General features: G+C 54.5%; 16 protein-coding genes and 1 riboswitch. Of the genes, 9 read left to right on the top strand and 7 right to left on the bottom strand.

Annotated elements, in window-relative coordinates:
• Window positions 1–21: 21 nt before the first annotated feature.
• Both B7444_RS00940 and B7444_RS00935 read right to left on the bottom strand, forming a co-directional pair.
• The gene (locus tag B7444_RS00940; protein ID WP_035730220.1) at window positions 22–591 is read right to left on the bottom strand and encodes a TetR/AcrR family transcriptional regulator; all 570 of its coding nucleotides are present in this window, start codon (window positions 589–591) and stop codon (window positions 22–24) included.
• Between the two features lie 307 nt (window positions 592–898).
• Complete coding sequence (locus B7444_RS00935; protein WP_007283613.1) at window positions 899–2,584, bottom strand: alpha-keto acid decarboxylase family protein; 1,686 nt, start codon at window positions 2,582–2,584, stop codon at window positions 899–901.
• A gap of 102 nt (window positions 2,585–2,686) precedes the next feature.
• On the opposite strand from B7444_RS00935, the gene B7444_RS00930 reads away from it, so the two are divergent.
• The 5 genes from B7444_RS00930 to B7444_RS00910 all read left to right on the top strand — a co-directional run bounded on the left by B7444_RS00930 (window position 2,687) and on the right by B7444_RS00910 (window position 8,064).
• Complete coding sequence (locus B7444_RS00930) at window positions 2,687–3,586, top strand: LysR family transcriptional regulator (protein WP_007283612.1); 900 nt, start codon at window positions 2,687–2,689, stop codon at window positions 3,584–3,586.
• Between the two features lie 249 nt (window positions 3,587–3,835).
• A complete protein-coding gene (locus B7444_RS00925) occupies window positions 3,836–6,040 on the top strand; it encodes a TonB-dependent siderophore receptor (protein ID WP_007283611.1) in 2,205 nt (734 codons plus the stop codon).
• Complete coding sequence (locus tag B7444_RS00920; RefSeq protein ID WP_231502944.1) at window positions 5,994–6,320, top strand: hypothetical protein; 327 nt, start codon at window positions 5,994–5,996, stop codon at window positions 6,318–6,320. Before B7444_RS00925 ends, B7444_RS00920 begins: the two co-directional genes overlap by 47 nt.
• Window positions 6,317–7,780: a PepSY-associated TM helix domain-containing protein gene (locus tag B7444_RS00915; protein WP_007283609.1), complete on the top strand. Its 1,464-nt coding sequence runs from the start codon at window positions 6,317–6,319 to the stop codon at window positions 7,778–7,780. The genes B7444_RS00920 and B7444_RS00915 overlap by 4 nt, the downstream gene beginning before the upstream one ends.
• Window positions 7,777–8,064, top strand: a complete 288-nt coding sequence (locus tag B7444_RS00910; protein WP_224777754.1) for a hypothetical protein — start codon at window positions 7,777–7,779, stop codon at window positions 8,062–8,064. Before B7444_RS00915 ends, B7444_RS00910 begins: the two co-directional genes overlap by 4 nt.
• A 2-nt stretch (window positions 8,065–8,066) precedes the next feature.
• On the opposite strand, the gene B7444_RS00905 is transcribed toward B7444_RS00910, so the two are convergent.
• Window positions 8,067–9,401 carry a voltage-gated chloride channel family protein gene (locus B7444_RS00905; RefSeq protein WP_007283607.1) on the bottom strand — a complete coding sequence of 445 codons (1,335 nt, stop codon included), beginning with the start codon at window positions 9,399–9,401 and terminating at the stop codon, window positions 8,067–8,069.
• Window positions 9,402–9,416: 15 nt separating this feature from the next.
• A riboswitch (Fluoride riboswitch) is annotated at window positions 9,417–9,498 on the bottom strand.
• A gap of 123 nt (window positions 9,499–9,621) precedes the next feature.
• Entirely contained in the window at window positions 9,622–12,030 is a 2,409-nt protein-coding gene (locus B7444_RS00900) for a TonB-dependent receptor (RefSeq protein WP_007283605.1), read from the bottom strand.
• Window positions 12,031–12,603: 573 nt separating this feature from the next.
• On the opposite strand from B7444_RS00900, the gene B7444_RS00890 reads away from it, so the two are divergent.
• The 4 genes from B7444_RS00890 to B7444_RS00870 all read left to right on the top strand — a co-directional run bounded on the left by B7444_RS00890 (window position 12,604) and on the right by B7444_RS00870 (window position 16,070).
• Window positions 12,604–12,816, top strand: a complete 213-nt coding sequence (locus B7444_RS00890) for a hypothetical protein (protein ID WP_007283604.1) — start codon at window positions 12,604–12,606, stop codon at window positions 12,814–12,816.
• A gap of 310 nt (window positions 12,817–13,126) precedes the next feature.
• Window positions 13,127–13,606: a Cys-tRNA(Pro) deacylase gene (ybaK, locus tag B7444_RS00880; protein WP_007283602.1), complete on the top strand. Its 480-nt coding sequence runs from the start codon at window positions 13,127–13,129 to the stop codon at window positions 13,604–13,606.
• 25 nt (window positions 13,607–13,631) lie between these two features.
• Window positions 13,632–14,855 (top strand): DUF2075 domain-containing protein, encoded by a 1,224-nt coding sequence (locus B7444_RS00875; protein ID WP_007283601.1) that lies wholly within the window; start codon window positions 13,632–13,634, stop codon window positions 14,853–14,855.
• 96 nt (window positions 14,856–14,951) lie between these two features.
• Window positions 14,952–16,070: an SMP-30/gluconolactonase/LRE family protein gene (locus B7444_RS00870; RefSeq protein WP_007283600.1), complete on the top strand. Its 1,119-nt coding sequence runs from the start codon at window positions 14,952–14,954 to the stop codon at window positions 16,068–16,070.
• A 119-nt stretch (window positions 16,071–16,189) separates the two neighbouring features.
• Here B7444_RS00870 and B7444_RS00865 read toward each other — a convergent pair whose 3' ends face one another.
• From B7444_RS00865 to B7444_RS00855, 3 genes are read right to left on the bottom strand one after another with little or no spacing between them, the layout of a single operon-like run.
• Window positions 16,190–17,116: a 2-hydroxyacid dehydrogenase gene (locus tag B7444_RS00865; protein ID WP_007283599.1), complete on the bottom strand. Its 927-nt coding sequence runs from the start codon at window positions 17,114–17,116 to the stop codon at window positions 16,190–16,192.
• A gap of 11 nt (window positions 17,117–17,127) precedes the next feature.
• A complete protein-coding gene (locus B7444_RS00860; RefSeq protein ID WP_007283598.1) occupies window positions 17,128–18,003 on the bottom strand; it encodes a GNAT family N-acetyltransferase in 876 nt (291 codons plus the stop codon).
• A complete protein-coding gene (locus B7444_RS00855; RefSeq protein ID WP_007283597.1) occupies window positions 18,000–18,503 on the bottom strand; it encodes an Lrp/AsnC family transcriptional regulator in 504 nt (167 codons plus the stop codon). The genes B7444_RS00860 and B7444_RS00855 overlap by 4 nt, the downstream gene beginning before the upstream one ends.
• Window positions 18,504–18,506: the final 3 nt, after the last annotated feature.

The raw sequence follows: 18,506 nt of genomic DNA, 5'->3' as shown, positions 1-18,506 counted from the left end.
ACACCCATACAGTATATAAAATCATGCTTCTGGCAGCTTATTATCAGCCTCGCCTGAGAGCGTCAGCCTTTGAATATCAGCATAAACAGCATTCCATTCTGCTTCCTGCATATCAATGAAGCCAAAGCTGCGAAGACAGAATGCACCTTCTGCCGCGAAAATCATGGCACGTATCTTTCTGGCTTCGCTGGACTGGCACACATCGGATTTCAGCCACCCTGAATACCAGTCTCTTACTTTCTGCAAATGACCAGGAGACTGTAACAAAGTGATGAGTATTCCCACCATACGGGCGCGTGTTGCATCATCAATCTGGCTGCAGACCTGAACATAAGCCCGCGCACGGTCAACAGCACTTGCATCGGGAGGAACGTGCCTGAGCACCTCGGCATCAAAGGCAGAAATCCAACGATCGATCAACGCAGCAATCAGATCATCCTTACTCCCAAAGCAGTATTGCAAACCGCCCTTGGTAATTCCGGCTTCTTTGGAAACAGCATCAAGAGTAAGCGCCGTGGCACCTCCTTCTCGAACAAGGCGCTCCGCACATTCCATCACCTGCTCGCGATTAATGGTCCTGGGACGCGCCATAAACTTTCCTGCTGGTTTCATTCCGTCTGTATGGAATTAAACCAGCAGTTTTCTGTTGGCAAGACTACCCATGCAGAGGCTTAATGCCGAAGCAGATCACTGATTTTATTTATAGAAAAATTTGGAATCTGGAGACAGGGCAGACAACCTACATGGAGGTATCTGCGAGATCACACCTTTCCAATAAGACAGGGAATGCGCTGTAAAAGCAGCACTGTCGCATCACAGAATATATAGACTTTTTATTTCGTGTTTCAAAAAGAGGAGCCGCCACAAAAGTGGCAAGCTCCTCCTCCGGTAACGTACTTTAAGCTGGCTTGCGCGAATTGGCAGCGGCCACGAATTTACCCCACTTCACAAGTGTCTCGGTGCAATCCGTCCGATCAAGCTTGCATTCGATGAGTGTGGGTCCGCGAGTATTCTTCCGGGCCTTCTCAATAGCCTCAGCGAGTTCTGCGCCTGTGGTAGCATGCAGACCCAAGCCGTATTTCCCGCTTTCCTCACCCGGAACACCCTGGTTGAAGCAGTTGATCAGAGCAGCGTAATCCCAGTTCTGAATATAGTTATAGGGACCGTCATGGATCTTGATCTCAATGACGTAACCGTAATTGTTGATCAGGAAAATAATGACCGGCAATTCATAGCGGATCATCTGCGCCACTTCCTGCGCAGTAAGCTGGAACGACCCATCTCCGACCATCAGCACGTGCTGGCGATCCGGAGCCGCCATGGCATTGCCGAACATGGATGGCACAGACCAGCCAATGTGCCCCCACTGCATTTCAGACTCAACCTTCGCGCCTTCAGGAAGATTCATCCGAATGGCGTTGAACCAGGAATCACCTGTCTCTGCATAAAGCGTCGTATTTCCATCAACCAGGGCATTGATTTGACGCGTCATCTCATCATTGGTGAGTGGAGCGGCTGGATCATTTTCCGGCAGGGTGACGGGCTTGTATGACACCGCCAGCGACGCAGACTTCTTAGGGGCATCCTTTGTCAGAGCAACAACAAACTCTTTCAGACTAAAGCCTTCGAAAGTCTTCCCGGCAACCGTCACACGATGCGGCTCAACTTCCAGCACACGCTCACCGCGAACCAGATCACGCCAACCAACAGATGAGTAGTCGTTCCAGACAGGCGCCAGAGTAATAACCGCATCCGCCTTTTTCACAACGTCTTCGACGCCCGGGCTGCTGACCTCTCCCCAGTACACCCCTCTGAAGCCCGGATGCGTTTCAGGGAAGAAGCTCTTTGCCGCCGCCATGACCGTCACTACGCAGCCGAGCTTGTCAGCAAGGGCGATTGTCTCGTCCAATGCTTCGCTGGCACGCAGCTTGCTTCCCACGAGAATAACCACATTCTCGGCCTTCTCCAGAAAGCCAAGACTTTCCGCGAGTGCAGCCTTCAGGCTTTCCTGATCGGGCGTAAGCTGGGACAGGAGAGAAGAGACCGGCCCCGGACGTACACAGGGCTGGCTCGCTACGTTACAGGCGATCTCAAGATATGCCGGCTTCTTTTCACGCAGGGCCGTGCGAATAACGTGATCGATTTTTTCAGGCGCAGTTTCTGCGGATGTAATGCTCTCAGCGGCGCACGTGACGTGCTTCGCCATTTCCATCTGATAATTGTATTCTGTGGTTCCGATCGTGTGATGCAGAACACGTCCGGAGCCATGGTCGTTGGAATTCGGAGCCCCTGAAATCAGAATAACCGGCAGGTTTTCCGCATACGATCCTCCCAGACCGTTCATGGCGGAAATGGCTCCCACGCTGAACGTCACAACGGCAGCAGCTGCCCCATTGGCACGCGCATAACCTTCAGCGGCAAAACTGCAGTTCAGCTCATTACAGTCATAGATCTGCTTCATCCCGCCATGCTCAATCAACTGATCGAGCAGGATCAGATTATAGTCACCCGCAACAGCAAAGTGATGCTTGAGGCCAATCTGGGTCAGCCGTTCAGCAAGGTAATGTCCAACAGTAAAAGCCATGATCCGGTCCTCAGAAATTTTCTGAGGCCTAGAGTGCGCGACCTTTCTTCTGCCGTCCAATATATAGTTGAAGCCTTTTCCATATATAATTAATATGGATAAATGGATTTAAGACATTTGCGCTATTTCGTGGCGATCGCGGATCATGGAAGCTTTACGCAGGCTGCGGAGGCTCTTCATATCGAGCAGCCTCCTCTGAGCCAGCAGATCAAGGCCCTGGAAACGGAGTTGGGCCTTAAGCTCTTCACACGGTCCCGAAGGGGTGCCTCCCTGACAGATACCGGAGCCCAGCTTCTTGAGCAGGCGCGCACGATTTTAACACTGGAACGCCAGTTCCATCAGCTCGCGCAGGGATTGGCCCGGGGTGAACAGGGAAGACTGAGAATCGGCATGGCGGGTGCCGTAGCAATGTTGCCCCTGATTCCACGTGCTATCCGTGCTTTTCGCGAACGGTGGCCGGAAATTCTGATCACGCTGGAAGAAAGTAATACTCCCGCGCTGTGTGAAGCTCTGCGCGAACGTCGGGTTGATATTGCAATTGTCCGCCCCCCTGCTCCCGATCCAGGGATCTCCCTGCATCTTCTTCTGGACGAACCGACAATGATCGCCATTCCGAAAGGCCACCCTCTTTCGGAACACCACACCCTCAAGCTGTCAGACGTAGCAAAAGAACCTTTCCTGATTTTTGATCGCACAATCGGCCCAGGATTTTACGACGCCATTATCGCAGCATGTCAGCAGGCTGGCTTCACGCCCCATTTCGGACAGTCCGCCCCACAGATTGCAGCTACAGTTCCTATGGTGGCCGCTGGCCTGGGTGTCTCTGTCGTGCCAGCGTATCTTAGTCAGATCCATGCTGACGGCGCCACTTTTCACCCGATTTCCGGCCCTGCCCCACGCGCAACAATTTCACTTGCATCGCGCGATCCGGATCTGACCGGTCCCAGCTTCAACTTTTATCAGATTCTTCTCAAACTTGCCGAAGCCTCATCAAGAACCTGAAGGCCACGTTCGCCCGCCCAGATGCCCGCGGCTGACAACAGGCGTCCGCATGGACGCTCTCATAAGCAGACCACTCCGACCACTCGTGACAGCGGTCCTTCACCTCTGCGCGCCTCTGAAAAAGTGTGTCTGCTGTGCAGCAATCCGAACTTCAACGCGTTTCTCTGGTCTGCGGTACTTGCAAATGACTCGCAATACCGATACGAGCCGTTGGCCATACGCCAGCAGGAACCAGCAATGAGATCGGACATGCCTCGCAGCAGGGCTATTTATGCCATCCCTCTTTCCCTTTTTGTGAGTGGTACTGCCATTGCAGCCGATCAGACTGAAAAATCCGATCGTTCTCACCCTCAGAAAAGAACTGTCGAAACGCAGAAACCCGGAACTGCCGATACTCGTGTAACGAGTGTCGAGAACCTGAGAGTCCGTGGGCGCAAGCCGTCAACAGTGGCGTCATCCGCCACCAAATCAGATACGCCTTTGGTTGAAACAGCCCAGTCCGTCACGGTCATTACCCGCAACGAGATGGATATCCGAGGGGTTCTGAGCCTTAACCAAGCCGTTCGGTACGCTGCTGGCATTACGCCTGATCTGCGCGGCGGCGAAGGCACACGATATGACCAGTTCCTCCTGCGTGGTTTCATGATTCCGACATTCCTCGACGGCCTGAAACTGCAGGACAGCCCGACAGGTTACGCTGTTGCCCAGACCGACACGTCACGGCTGGAGCGCATCGAAATCCTCAAGGGTCCTGCCTCCGCGATCTATGGCCAATCAAGTCCGGGCGGTCTCACAGCCCTGTCCAGCAAACTCCCTACGGACCAGCGGTTCTATGGTGGAGTTAATGCAACAGGCGGCATGTTCGACCTCTACCGCGTAGACGCAGATGTCGGCGGCTTTGCGACAGATAACGGCTTCGTCCGGTATCGCATCAACGGCACTGTCAACGGTCAACATACGCAACTTGCCCGAACAGGAAGCCGACGTTTCAGCATCAGCCCGTCCTTCACCTTTGGCGGCGACGGCCCGACAACCCTGACAATCCTCGGCAACTATCAGTACGACCCAGAGAATGGTTCTTACGGTGGCGTCCCGCTGGTTGGCTCGCTCAAGCGCGCGTCCTTCGGGTATCTGCCCCGCAACTTCTACGATGGCGATGCCAACTATGAGAAGTTCAACCGCAAGCACGGTTCCATCACCTACATCCTGAACCATCGTTTCAACCAGGACTGGAGCTTCAGTACGCGCGGTCGCTACGACGACATCAAGACGCAGTACCGCAGCGTCTACAACAGCGGTTACTACACGGACGAAGCGAACGGTCTTCTCGCCCGCTCTGCTTTCGGAACGAATGAACACACACACAATCTGGAATTTGACAGCCAGTTCAAGGGACACGTCCACACGGGGCCACTAACCCACTCTCTGATGTTCGGCTTTGACTACATGCAGCAAACAGCATCCGAACTGGCCTTCTATGGCGCGGCCCCGGACCTGAACGTGTTTCATCCGAACTCCAACATGGCCATTTCGGCTGCCACCCCATACCTCAATTACAACACGACATCTCATCAGGTCGGGGCCTATGGACAGGATGAGATCCACTGGAAGCGTCTGATCCTGACCGGTAGTATCCGCAACGACTGGTATCGCTCCCATCAGGTCGAACATATCTATGGTTCGGACACAAAGCAGAGCCCAAGCCAGATCACATGGCGCGCTTCAGGCCTCTATCACTTCGACTTCGGACTGGCGCCTTACATCAGCTATTCAACGTCCTTCCAGCCTCAGAACGGTACGGTTTCGAGCAATGGAGGTGCCACCTTCCGTCAGGCCAACCCGTCCATCGGCAAACAGCTTGAAGGCGGTGTGAAATATCAGATTCCCGGCACCTCAATCCTGCTGAGCGCGGCCGGCTTCCACATTGAGCAGACAAACGTACTCGTGGCAGTCGCCAACAGTGCCTACAGCATTGAAAGCGGCAAGGTTCATTCCGACGGTTTCGAGCTTGAAGCCCATGCCGAACCCTTCAAGAACCTGATGCTCACGGCAGCCGTCAGCTTCCAGAAGGTCAAGGATGACTCAACGGGCAAGCCTCTTATCCAGTCTGGCAGAGGCAATGCTTCACTGTTCGCATTCTACACCCTGCCCTCCGGCCCGCTGAAAGGCTTCGGCTTCGGTGGCGGTATGCGCTACACGAACAAGTCTTATGGCGGCGAAGCGGATTATGGCAGCGTCTGGGTTCCTCAATATGCCGTCTTCGATGCGTCTGTCCGCTATGATCTTTCAAAGGCATCGCGCTCTCTTCGTGGTTGGAATGTCTCAGCCAGCGTCCGTAACCTGTTCGACAAGAACTTCGTTGCCAACTGCCTGAGCTACGCCTCCTATGGTCAGGAATTCTGCTACTATGGAGAGCGCCGGAACGCTCAGGCGACCATTGGCTACAGTTGGTAAGTCACCTTCTCTGAAACGCTGGGATCTGGCCTGCCGGATCCTGGCGGCCCTTCCCGGCGGCTACGCGCTTTCGGCCTTCGTTGGGATATGCCTTGCACTCTGGCTCCCTGGCCTACGGATCGAACGCGCCATGACAGGAATGCTGACCGGACTTCTGATCTGGCCTGTCGCGTTCATGGCGAGCTTCGCTTTTCCTGACGGGCGCAAGGTACTTGGCGGCACAGTTATTACTCTCCTTGCCCTCATGGGGCTGGCAGCACTCAGAGGCTGGCGCCCATGAAGGGAACATTCCGTGCTTCCATGGCGTGGCTGCATACAGGCCTCGGACTTGTCACAGGCTGGGTTCTGTTCGCCATCGCACTTTCAGGAACCCTGAGTGTCTTCAGAGAGGGTATCAGCGTCTGGATGCGACCTGAACTCAAGACGGCGCACGTCCAAACCGTCGATGCCACCGCACACGCGGTAGCATGGCTCACAGAGCATGCTGCCAAATCCTCTGCCTGGTATCTTGCAGTTCCGAACCATCGTGCGCCTTACGTCTTTGGAACCTGGGAACAGCCTGACGGACGCTACATCCAGAAAGCCCTGAACCCCCTCACCGGAAGCCCGGATGGTATCCGCGATACGCTGGGAGGCGAGTTCTTTTACCGCTTCCATTTTGAACTTCAGCTTCCATACCCCTACGGGCGCCTGATCGCCGCCCTGGCAGCTCTTGCCCTGGTCGTGGGACTGATCACCGGACTGATCAGTCATCGGCGAATCTTCGCAGACTTCTTCACATTCCGTCCGAACAAGGGACAGAGAAGCTGGCTGGATGCCCACAACTTACTGGGCGTTCTGGCTTTTCCTTTTCATCTGATGATCTCATTTACCGGTGCCGTCACCCTTGTCACGATGTTGCTGCCGTGGGGTCCGCAAGCCGTTTACAAACACGATGTAATGGCAGGATATACGGATCTCGACCCTGCCCTTGAGTCCCGACCAGCTAGCGGAAAACCCGGTCATCTCACGCCTATAACTCCCCTGCTTCAGGACGCTGAGGAACGCCTCAGAGGGGCTGGGATTTCACAGATTTACATTTACAATCCGGCAGACGCAGCTTCCCTGATCACAGTCATCGCCGGACATAACGGCACGGTTAGTACCCTATCCCATAGCCTGACATTCGATGGGACGACGGGCCGTCTCATGAGAGAACATGTCGAGACGCGCCCAGCCGTTCGCACCTATACGTTCCTGTATGGACTGCACATTGCACGGTTCACGCCAGACGTGACGCGATGGCTCTATTTTATTTCCGGATTGATGCTGACCGCCGTCATCGGAAGCGGAATGCGACTGTGGACTGTCAAACGTCTCCGCCTGCCACACCATCTTGGGCATATTCTGACAGATCGCCTGAACGTTGGCGTTCTGGCAGGCACGCCCCTCGCATTTGCATCCTATTTTTTGGCTAACAGACTATTGCCTCCGATGTCTCTGCATCGTGCGGGCCATGAAGTGCAATGCGTTTTCATTGTCTGGGGGCTGGCACTGGTGTTTGCTCTCGTGCGCCCTGCCAGACGCACGTGGCCCGAGATGCTGACAGCCTGCGCATTTGCGTGCTTTGCAATTGCCGCCGTGAGCAGTCCATGGACCAACCCCGTCACCCAAAGCACTGCCCTTGTAAGCCTGCTCTTCTCCGGGGCTTTCGCCTACGCTGCTTTCCGTGCCTTCATCAAAAAAGCAAAGCAGGCATGATGCGAGCATCCTTCCTGTGCGGGCAATTCGCGATGCTGCTACTCGCCGCTGGATCAGCCCGCGGAAGCGGTATTTTCTTCCGAAAGTCCCCGCCCGGCTCCTACCGGCTGGGGCTGCAACTCGCAGGCTTTGCGCTTCTGGTGCTGAGCCTGTTTCTGGAGCTGTATGGCAACGACTTTCCAATCGTTGCCACGGCCACCTGGATAGGACTTCTCAGTCTTGAAGTGCTATTTGCGGCACTCATTTGCACAGCTTTGAATGCCCGCAAGCGATCTGCCCGATAATCTCATTTCCTAAGATCCCGCAGAACTGTTCCTGATCGTTCGAGCGCAAGCGACGTCTTGGGCGTTCCAATGCGCTGCGCCTGATAAATTCCACTGTGGCCGGACGCCAGATAGGCGATGAAACAGCCCGCCGCGTAGTAAACGACATCTGTGGCACCGAAAAGCTCAACCGCCATGAACGTACAGGCCAGAGGCGTATTCGCCGCGCCTGCAAAGACTGCCACAAACCCCACACCTGCCAGTAGATCTGCCGGCACACCAAGTACCGGCGACAGCGCATTTCCCAGCCCGGCGCCAATGAAGAAAAGCGGCGTAACTTCCCCGCCCTTAAAACCGGACGCGAGCGCTACCAGCGTGAAGACCAGCTTCCAGAACCAGCTCCAGGGATAATACCCCTGGCCGAAAAAATTCATGATGCTGGCGCCGTCGACGTCAGGGGACGCCACACCGAGGCCGAGATAGTCCCGCGTTCCTAATAAACCGACCAGCAGAATCGTCAGAATCCCGCCCAGTGCGGGGCGCAACCATGCCTGCGGGCAGAATTTCTGAAAAATACCTGCCAGTCGGTGAACGCCCGAGGCAAAAGCACGGCTCGCAAGACCGAAGCACACGGCCGCGAAACTGACTTTTACAAGAAGCAGCGCATCGACATGAAACATCGTGCCATCGGCAGCAGGAACTCCCCGAAAGCCAACATGATAGGCGGCATGGTGAATGCCCCATGCATGGCAGGTCCAGTCAGCAACGATGGAGGCCACGGCAGCAGGAAGGAGCGCCGCATAATCCAGCCGTCCCAGCGTCAGAACTTCCAGCCCGAAAATTGCCCCAGCGACCGGAGTTCCGAACACGGCCCCGAAACCCGCAGCAATCCCCGCCATCAGCAAAAGACGCATTGCCCGGTCATTAAGGCGAAACATTCTGCCAATCGCCGCCGCAAAACTTCCTCCAATCTGAACGGCTGTGCCTTCCCGCCCAACCGAAGCCCCAAAGAGATGGCTGACGACCGTGCCGAACAGAACAAGAGGCGCCATGCAGAACGGAACGCCCCCGCCCGGCTTGTGAATTTCATCAATGATCAGATTATTGCCAGCCGCCGCCCTGCCGCCGTAGCGCTGATACAGAAGCGCTACCCCGATCCCCGCCACCGGGAGCCCGAACAACAGCGACGGATGCAAGAACCGAAGTTGCGTCACCTGATCGAGCAGCCACAGGAACAGCGCACAGATCGAGCCGACACTAACGCCCAGCAGCAACAGGATCAACCCCCAGTGAAGAGCGATCTGAGCAAGCCGTGGAAAATTCTGGAACGTGCGCATTGGATAGACGTCTCCTGCCATGCTTCCTGGGAAGCGAGTTTGACAGGAATCATCAGCATCTCGCGACGGAGAGCGGTTCGACCATTACGGTCAGGCAGAATCCATTGCCGTTATGAGAATGCTAGCGGTCAAAATTCCCACTGTCATCCCCGCCCCAAAGAAAAAACGGCTCCTCCTGCTTCCAGAAAGAGCCGCATTTCCCCTCAAGACTAGAGCTTGGGCACCGCCATTTTCTCCCGGATCAGAAACCGACGGAGATATTTCCCGTCACGCTGAATCGCGGGTAGAGATAATAGGTCGGCGTTCCGCTGGAACTGATTGTGCTGCCATAGATGCCCTTGGCTGCTTTCGCATTGGACACAAGGCTGTACGCACCCGTTCGAACAAAATCGCCTCCCAGGTTGCTGAAATTCAGTTGGAACTTCGGTGCCTTGAAACGGCCATAGGAGTTGAAGCGATAGCCGAGCGACAGGTTATCCGTAATGTAGCCTGGAATTTTCTCATCATTCATGAATGTTGAGTACTGGGACGACACATAGCTGACGCTGCCATTGGCGAAGAAATGACCGTCATCATAGGTCAGGCCTGCACTGGCATGAACATGCGGTGACTGCACCGCCGTCTTCCCCTTGGTCGGCAGCAGGTCACTGACAGTCTGACCATTCAGCTTGCCGGTCGTGAGGATGTTGGAGTCCATCGTCGCATTCAGATACTCGACGGAGACATATGGGCTGAAGTAGTGCCACGGATGAGCAGAGATCATGAAATCCACACCACGGGCTGTCTGGTTGCCCGCGTTAATGGTGGAACTGATCGCCTGATTGTTGATGTACACACTCGTGGACAGCAGACGGTTGGTGATGGAGTAGTTGAACAGCTCCAGATCCGTCATGAAGTAATCATTATCAAAGCGCCAGCCGAGTTCTTCCTTGATGGAATACTGCGGCTTCGGGTTGTACGGATTGCCGACATACCCACCGGTCTGCGCATCATAGACCTGACCCAACGATCCCGGGTCCGGCATGCGAAAGTCACCTTCCGCATTCACATAGATCAGGTTGTGCTGGTCAAGCCGATAGCTGATCCCGACCTGCGGCAGAGGCACAACCTGGTTCTGTTCGGTACGGGGCGTGGCGGAGGCCCCATTGACCGTCCAACGATTGATCATGGCAACCTTAATGCCGCCATTCAGCGTCAGACGATCATGCAGAAGCTTCGCGGTGTTCTGGAAGAACAGTGAATGGATCTTCCAACCGGCATCGCCCTGATAAGGCATGTAACGCTGGCCACTGACGTAGATGCCCTTGGAGGTGTTGTACGGGAAGTGCTGGCTGCCATTGGTCTGCAGCACGGAATACATGTTGTTGACCTGGTTATCCTGATAGTCGAACCAGTACCCCAATTCCATATGGTCCCAGCTGACCGGGTCATAATTCAGCTTGGCCACAGTCCCTGCGTGCGGGCGATATACGCTGTAATAGGAGGCCGCTGGCACGCTGCCTGTGATGGCACTTCCACTTTGCCCGATCGTTGCATTACGACCGGCTCCGTTGAAGAGGCTGCCATTGTAAGTATAGCCTCCATTATAGACGTAATACGGCTTGAAATCGAAAGAGAACTTCGCGGGCAGATGCACATGGACAGGCAGTGTCACAAAGACTTGGTCCCACATATTGCCGTTCAGCATGCCATATTTTGACGGGTTCGACGGATCATAGGACGAGGAATAATTGTACGTCCCGAGACCATCTTTCTTGTTGTAGAACTGCTTCGCGGTCGGCTTGAGCGGCTCCATCGTGAACTGATGGTTCCACGACACGAACAGATTGACGGACGAGCCATCGCTGAAGTCTTTGGCCGCGCCGAAATCCAGATGACGTCGCTCGTTGGTGCCAGGACCGTTCCAGTTCCGGGAATGGGTATGCGAGAACGATGCAAACGTACGGATACCGGAATTGCCGATATCGCCACTTTCAACCCGGATGAATTCGCGGGACAGGTTATTCGTCCCATATGAGAAGTCCATCAGGCCGCCGAATTTGTGAGACGGCGTCATGGTCTGGGAGTCCATGATACCCGCAGCCGCAGACGTCACGGGCAGGTCAATGGCAGATGATCCGGGTGTGACGGAAATCGTATTGACGTTTTCAGTGTCGACGTTCTGGTTCAGGTAATACGCAGTCGCCACAGGAACGCCATTGAGCAAAATACCCATGTCTGAATCGGTCAGGCTGCGGCTGTTGATCTTGCCACCCAGAATGCCAGAGCTGTCGACAGTCGAAACGGTAACACTCGGGAGGTTCTTGATCATGTCGAGCGCCGTGCTGGCCGGGCTCTGCATCTCGATATACTGCCGCGTCACGGTCTGGACAGAGTGAGACGCCATCTCATGGCGCATCATGCCGCCGCCGCCATTCAGAGCCTGACGGGACACGTGCACGGAAATTGCTTCCGCGTCCTGGGCATCAACGGCGGTACGATGATGAACAGGCGCTGCATGAGAATGAACTGGAGCAGAATTTTGCGAACCGCCCGTCGCAACCGGATGCCTGGCCCGAGCATGAGGAGCCGCATACCCGGCCGTGTCACAGAACACTCCCGCCAGCACTGTCGCTGTCAGCAATGTGAGACGTCTGGCACCAAAATTCATCTTCACCCGTCCTAGATGTATCATTTTCGGTGCAGAAAATATTCAGAACGTCGTTCGTGACAAGTCACTTGAAGAAATTATTTGCCACTCATTTTGATTAAATCGCACTAATTCTCTATATGTGACTTTTTTAACACACATATTACAAGATAGTATTTTAGTGAAATCGTTTCTTATCCAAGTAAATAGATAAGTATCTTAATCTATATTTCAAAATGTTTTGTCATCTATAAAAGGCATCACTCCGTTGCCTATAAGAGAACACCCCTCCCAGCGGAATATTCGTTTTCGAGAACTTTACTGTAGGCCGACCTCATTATGAGAACGGAACGACAGAGGAAACCATGAAAATTATCTCCAGTGTGCAACAAATCATGCCATGGGCATTTTCCTTAGCTTGCAGCGCTCCTCTCATCCTTGCCGGAAACCATGCAAAAGCTGCCGATAAACTTTGGGACAGCCGCGCCGTTGTGCTGACTACATACGAGATCGGGGCCGATACTGGCGATCGCGAAGGCGAGTTTCACCCCTGGATCGAGGGAGAGCATCTCACTGAAAAAGTACCTTTCCCGCTTGGGATTCACTCGATCTGTACAGATCCAGACGCAGGGCAAGAGCCATTTTGTCTCCAGCGATATGGAAGATTCAGGCATCCTTGAAGCCCTCACACGTTTGGGGCAGGCAGGACGCGTAGATAGCAACCGTGTTCTGATTCGTCGCAGCGCGTCCAACTACACCGAGCAATCTCGCAGCATGACCGCCGTCCAGTCCATGAACAGTGGTTGAGAAAAAGTCGCGCTGGATAATGGCTATCGTGTTGGATACTGGATCATTCACGAACTGTTGCAACACTGGGACCAGTTTGGCTCAAAAACGCCCTGATACGGTTTCGGGCTGCATCTTCATGAAGGACGCTGCTCGAATATTGCGAAGTCTTGCTGGAGGGTTCATACACCATGCCAGCCTCCCTTTTCCGTGAGGGAGTACGACATTGAAGCGCCCCCTCCGCTTCAGCCGGACCGGACATGTTATTTCTGACCGCGCCCCTTCCGACGGCTCCTGCCAGGACGCTTCGCGACAAGACAGGGGATCTCACATGAGCCGGGAAACCAGCGCCACCCTTTTCCTTGAAAAGCAGGGCATTCCTTTCAGCCTTCACGACTACGAATACAATCCGAATGGCGGACTGATCGGCAGGCAGGCCGCAGATGCTATCGGCGCTGACCCGAGCAGTGTTCTGAAGACGCTGGTCGTCGAAATTGACAAGAAACAGCCCGCCTGCGTCGTAGCGCCGGCTCATCAGAAGCTGAACCTGAAGAAGGTCGCCGCACTTTTCAGCGGCCGGAACGCCCGCATGATGAACCCGGAGAAAGCCCACGCGCTGACAGGATATCAGTCCGGCGGCACCAGCCCTTTCGGGCAGGCAACCTCCATTCCCATTGTTCTGTCCCAGGATGCGATGGGTCAGGACCATGTCTATATCAATGCAGGCCATCAGGGCTTTGTCGTTCGGATTTCCCCTCAGGACGCCCAGCGGATTACAGACGCCAAAGTCGCCGATGTCGCCGCAGACTGAGCAACAGGGAGGAACTCTCGCAAAAATGCCTCTCCCGCACGTCAACGCAGCCACTTCCAAGCTCTCGCCGTCCCGGCCGCTCTCCACGGAACAAACTGCCCTTCTCCAGGAAGTGCTATCGTTCTGTTCTGACCATCTGGATGACCAGAGCGCGCTTCTCGTCATTGAAGGCGCTGCGGGCACCGGCAAAAGCGTTGTGCTGAACGCCATTTTCAACACCATTCAGACACGGGCACGCTCCAGAAACCCTGCCGATCCTCTCAGCGGCACGCGCAACGCACTTCTGGTCAACCACCCCGAAATGCTGAAGCTCTATCGCAATATCGCGGCAAAAATACCCGCACTCAAAAAAGCGGATTTTGAACGACCAACAACATTCATCAACCGCCTCCATAAATCTGACAGCCACGCAGATATTGTTCTGGTCGATGAAGCACATCTGCTCCTCACCCGACCGGATCGCTACAACCATTTCAAACAGCAGAACCATCTTGAAGAGATCCTGGAACTGGCACGTGTGGTCATCATCGTCTTTGACCCGTTGCAGGTTCTGAAATTCAAGAGCCACTGGTCCACCACCATGCTGGATGAGTTCCGTAAAGGCCACCCGACCAAGACCCTGCACCTGACCACTCAATTCCGGGTTGGTTCAGGCCCAGCAGTCAGACACTGGCTGGATGCGCTGGCAGAAGGGCAAATCCTGCCATGCCCTCTTGATCCGAAGTTTGATCTGCGGATCTATGACGATTGCGCACAGCTTTACGAAGACCTGCAGACCCGCAACCGTGAGGTCGGTCTCTGCCGCCTTCTTTCCACCTACGATTATCCATATCGCCTGGATGGCGAAGACCACTTCATTAAAGAAGGACGTTTCCGCCTGCGATGGGACCGCTCCAAGCCAGACGAAAAACTGCCTTGGGCCGAACGCCCTGACACCATTGATGAGGTCGGGTCCGTCTATACCATTCAGGGTTTTGACCTGAATTATGCAGGCGTCATTCTGGGACCGTCCCTCTCCTATGACGCTGCGACCGACAGTATCCGTGTTGATCCGTCACGCTATGAGGACAGTGCTGCGTTCCAGGGCCGGGATGGCATTGCGGCCCCTGAGAAAGCGAAAGAACGTGTCATCCTGAATGCTCTGAACGTCCTTCTTACACGCGGGATGAACGGACTGTACCTCTATGCTCACGATCCTGCCCTACGAAAGCGTCTTCTGAACAGCCGGATAGACATACAGAACGACTAGCCGGACCACGCGTTCAGCCTTTACCGTTCAGAGCAATTTAAGGGTGAATTGCTGTCTGCCTCATACTCGGCCCCAATGGGGCAAGGAGATTGATTTATGACCTTTCAGTACCCCGCCATTCTTGCAGCATTTCTTGGTGCTTCTGCCCTTATCCCCAGCGCGTATGCTGCAGACACTACCGATAAGGGCTATGTCTCGTCAGGCAATGTTAAAATCATCGGTCGTTTTCAGGACGCTCAACCCTCGGGAATTGCCGCCCTTCCAGATGGCCGCCTGGTTCTGGGTTTCCCCCGGAGTGTCAAAGACCACGCGGGACCACGCCTCGCCACTTATGCGAATGATCATCTGACACCGTTCCCAGATGCCGCCACGCAAGACCAGTTCGTTTCTCCGCTTGGAATGACTGTCGATGCCAAGGGCCATCTCTGGGTGCTGGATGAAGGCATGCTGGCGAGCAAAGGAACAATTGCCGGGGCCCAGAAACTCTTCGAGATCGACCCGGGCTCAAACAAGGTGCTGAAGGTTCTGACGCTCTCCGCCCCGACACTTTTGCCAGACAGTCACGTCAACGACGTTCGTATTGATCTGACGCATGGCAAGGCAGGTACGGCCTTCATTACCGATACATCCACTGGTGTTCATCCTGCACTGATTGTCGTGGATCTCGCATCCGGCAGGCAACGCCGCATTCTGGCAGACACCAAACCGGTTATGCCGGAGACAGGTTTCGTCGCGGTCATGGACGGTCGCGCTGCACGTTATGATGCGTCCCATGCCAAGATGCCTCAGGGCGGCGCAAATGGCGTCGGTATCAGTCCGGATCAACAGACACTTTACTGGCAGCCCCAGACCAGTCGTCGTCTTTATTCTGCCCCAACCTCCGTTCTCTCAGACCGCACAGCAACCGAGAAACGGATCGAAGCCTCCGTACACGACGAAGGCGAAACAGGGATGGGCGACGGTATGGCAACCGGACCGGACGGCGCGCTCTACATCACAGACGACGAGCGCCATGCCATTCTCAAACATGCTCCGGATGGGACGATCTCCGTGATAGCGCATGATCCCCGCATGATCGAACCTGATGGCCTGACCTACGGAAAAGACGGGCTGTATTCCACCATCGGACAATGGGCACGCCTGCCAGATTTCCATGACGGAAAAGACATGCAAGAGCTTCCCTATCTCGTCGTGAAAATAACCCTGCCACAGTGACTGGACCTGATCACGCAAATCTGGTCAGACGGACAAACGAAAACCCCGGTTCGCTTCCGAACCGGGGTTCACAATGTCTTCGAACACAGAATTTTTTCTCAAGATGATCCACAAATAAATTAATAACCGAACGATCTGTCAATTTCTCCGATCATTTCCATTCCATTTTCATACTTCATAATATTTTTCGAAATCATTTCTCCTCCCGTCGACGCCCGCGAAGAACTGGCAATATGCGGCGTAAGAGCAATCAGAGAGTGGTTCCAGAAAGGATGATCTGCAGGGAGAGGTTCAGGGTTCGTTACATCAAGAACAGCCTGACTCAGCTGGCCAGTATCCAGCGCCCAGAGCAGATCATCCTGTACGAGATGCCCTCCCCTGCCACAATTGATAAGACACGCTCCTTTAGGAAGCTTTGTAAACAGTTCCCGATTCAGGATCCCTTTTGTGGCGTCCGTCAAAGGCATCAGGCACACAAGAACATCTGTGGAAGCCAGAAAAGCATCCAGTTCGTCCGATCCTGCATAGCTTCTGATACCTTGAATATCATGCCGGCTTCGGCTCCAGCCGTTACAGACATATCCAAACTGCGACAACTTCTCCAGAACAGGCGTTCCAAGCGCCCCCATGCCCATGACCCCAACCCGAAACAGGCCTGAAGACACGTTTGGCTCCCCCCGCCATACGTGCTCCCTTTTCTGGCGGGCGTAGTGAAACATATTCCGGTGATAGGAAAGAACGGCCCAGAGAACGTATTCTATCATCCCTTCAGCCAGCCCTGGCTCCATCATCCGGACGACCCGGACACTCTCAGGTATCGAGGCAAGGTTCAGTTGATCCACGCCAGCACCAACAGAAAATAGAACTTCCAGATTGGGGAAAACCTCTGCCAGATTTTCTGGCGGCTGCCACGCGGCCAGATAGCGGACTTTCTGCGGATCTCCCGTCTCCGGCCAGACATGAAAAGGCATCTCGGGCAGTTCACGGGCGAACATGGGCTTCCAAAGGCGCGCACGCTCTTCGGTGGACTTTAGAACAAACGACATGGCAGCAATCCTTAACCGAGCGCCTGACTGGTCAGGGCAAAATATTGCGGGGCATTGTCAGAAATCACGACGGGTTCGGTGGCCATTGTGTTGACCACATCCACCCGGATCAGTCCCATTTCATCCAGCCAGGCCGACAGACCTGCTGACGTCGGCGTATCGATCCGGATAAACTCCCCGCCATGAGTGCCTATCCAGTGCGAAATAAGGGCTTTCGCCTGCTCTGCGGTGGTCGCAGCGACTGGCCCAATCAACCATCCCCAGCCGAACCGACGACAAAACGAGTACCCTCGGATCCCATCTTCCGTATCAATCACCACGCCTTTGGCGTTCTGTACCAACTCTTCAACAAGAGCAGCCCGGTCCATGCCGGTGGCGGCATTATCGAACGTTATGAGGTCCTCAAGGTCGTATTGAACAACAGGACGCATCCGTTGTCCGGCGTCGAGAGCAATGATGGGAGAAGAGACACCATTTCCCTGATGCTGCTCCACAATTCCCGTCGGAACAAAGCCCAGTTTTTCATAAAGCGGCTGTCCGGCCGGGGTAGCGTTCAGGGAAATTGAGCGACCGGGAAGAAGCCTGCGAACCGTCGTCAGCAGGCTGGTGCCAATTCCGTGACCTTGCCAGGCACTATTAACGATGATCAATCCCACCGTCGCGTAACGTTCCCCAAAAGACCACCACATGATGGTGCCAATAATTTCCCCACTTTCCAGCGTCGCTACCAGACCATGACCAAGACGCAGCATGAACTCCCAGTCCTCAAGGCGATGGGGCCAGCCCAGCACTTTTGAAAGACCGGCGGCGGCTGCCAGATCTTCTTCGGTCATACTCCGCAGGTTAATAGCCGTCTGTTCACGCAGCTTCGCATTTTCCGAGGTCATAACGAACGCTCCGTGTTCCTGGTAAGATTTTCAATCAGAAATGCAGGCTTCAAGATGGGAGATTTTATAACAATATAGCTGAAATACTTCTCAATACCAATATTCTGATCGAGAAGAGATTCTATTGTTTCCTGATAATGATCAATATTCCTGACCATGAATTTCAGAAGATAGTCGTAGCCCCCGCTGATGAGATGCGCCTCTACAAGGGATTCCACTTTTTGCATTGCCGTCTCAAAGCGGAAAAAATCATCCCGCCTGTGATCGGATAGTGTTACTTCCGTAAAGACGGTCATGACGCTCGAGATTTTTTGCAGGGCAATCTGTGCCCCATACCCCACGATATAGCCCGCTGCCTCCAGCCGCTTGACGCGGATCAGACATGGACTGGCAGACAGGCCGACACGATTTGCCAGTTCCACATTGGTCAGTCGGCCGTTCTTCTGCAACTGAGCCAGAATTTTAAGATCAATACGATCGAGCTTGGGCGCGATTGCCATAAG

The organism is Gluconobacter thailandicus F149-1 = NBRC 100600 (genome assembly GCF_000964465.1).
Lineage (GTDB): Bacteria > Pseudomonadota > Alphaproteobacteria > Acetobacterales > Acetobacteraceae > Gluconobacter > Gluconobacter thailandicus.
The sequence above is the reverse complement of the archived record's forward strand: the minus strand, read 5'-3'. Positions and strand labels throughout refer to the sequence as shown.

Bases quoted from the DNA above. Each gene is read 5' to 3' on its own strand.
- B7444_RS00940 (WP_035730220.1), bottom strand. From the start codon at position 591: ATGGCGCGTCCCAGGACCATTAATCGCGAGCAGGTGATGGAATGTGCG.
- B7444_RS00935 (WP_007283613.1), bottom strand. From the start codon at position 2,584: ATGGCTTTTACTGTTGGACATTACCTTGCTGAACGGCTGACCCAGATT.
- B7444_RS00930 (WP_007283612.1), top strand. From the start codon at position 2,687: ATGGATTTAAGACATTTGCGCTATTTCGTGGCGATCGCGGATCATGGA.
- B7444_RS00925 (WP_007283611.1), top strand. From the start codon at position 3,836: ATGCCTCGCAGCAGGGCTATTTATGCCATCCCTCTTTCCCTTTTTGTG.
- B7444_RS00920 (WP_231502944.1), top strand. From the start codon at position 5,994: ATGGAGAGCGCCGGAACGCTCAGGCGACCATTGGCTACAGTTGGTAAG.
- B7444_RS00915 (WP_007283609.1), top strand. From the start codon at position 6,317: ATGAAGGGAACATTCCGTGCTTCCATGGCGTGGCTGCATACAGGCCTC.
- B7444_RS00910 (WP_224777754.1), top strand. From the start codon at position 7,777: ATGATGCGAGCATCCTTCCTGTGCGGGCAATTCGCGATGCTGCTACTC.
- B7444_RS00905 (WP_007283607.1), bottom strand. From the start codon at position 9,401: ATGGCAGGAGACGTCTATCCAATGCGCACGTTCCAGAATTTTCCACGG.
- B7444_RS00900 (WP_007283605.1), bottom strand. From the start codon at position 12,030: ATGAATTTTGGTGCCAGACGTCTCACATTGCTGACAGCGACAGTGCTG.
- ybaK (WP_007283602.1), top strand. From the start codon at position 13,127: ATGAGCCGGGAAACCAGCGCCACCCTTTTCCTTGAAAAGCAGGGCATT.
- B7444_RS00875 (WP_007283601.1), top strand. From the start codon at position 13,632: ATGCCTCTCCCGCACGTCAACGCAGCCACTTCCAAGCTCTCGCCGTCC.
- B7444_RS00870 (WP_007283600.1), top strand. From the start codon at position 14,952: ATGACCTTTCAGTACCCCGCCATTCTTGCAGCATTTCTTGGTGCTTCT.
- B7444_RS00865 (WP_007283599.1), bottom strand. From the start codon at position 17,116: ATGTCGTTTGTTCTAAAGTCCACCGAAGAGCGTGCGCGCCTTTGGAAG.
- B7444_RS00860 (WP_007283598.1), bottom strand. From the start codon at position 18,003: ATGACCTCGGAAAATGCGAAGCTGCGTGAACAGACGGCTATTAACCTG.
- B7444_RS00855 (WP_007283597.1), bottom strand. From the start codon at position 18,503: ATGGCAATCGCGCCCAAGCTCGATCGTATTGATCTTAAAATTCTGGCT.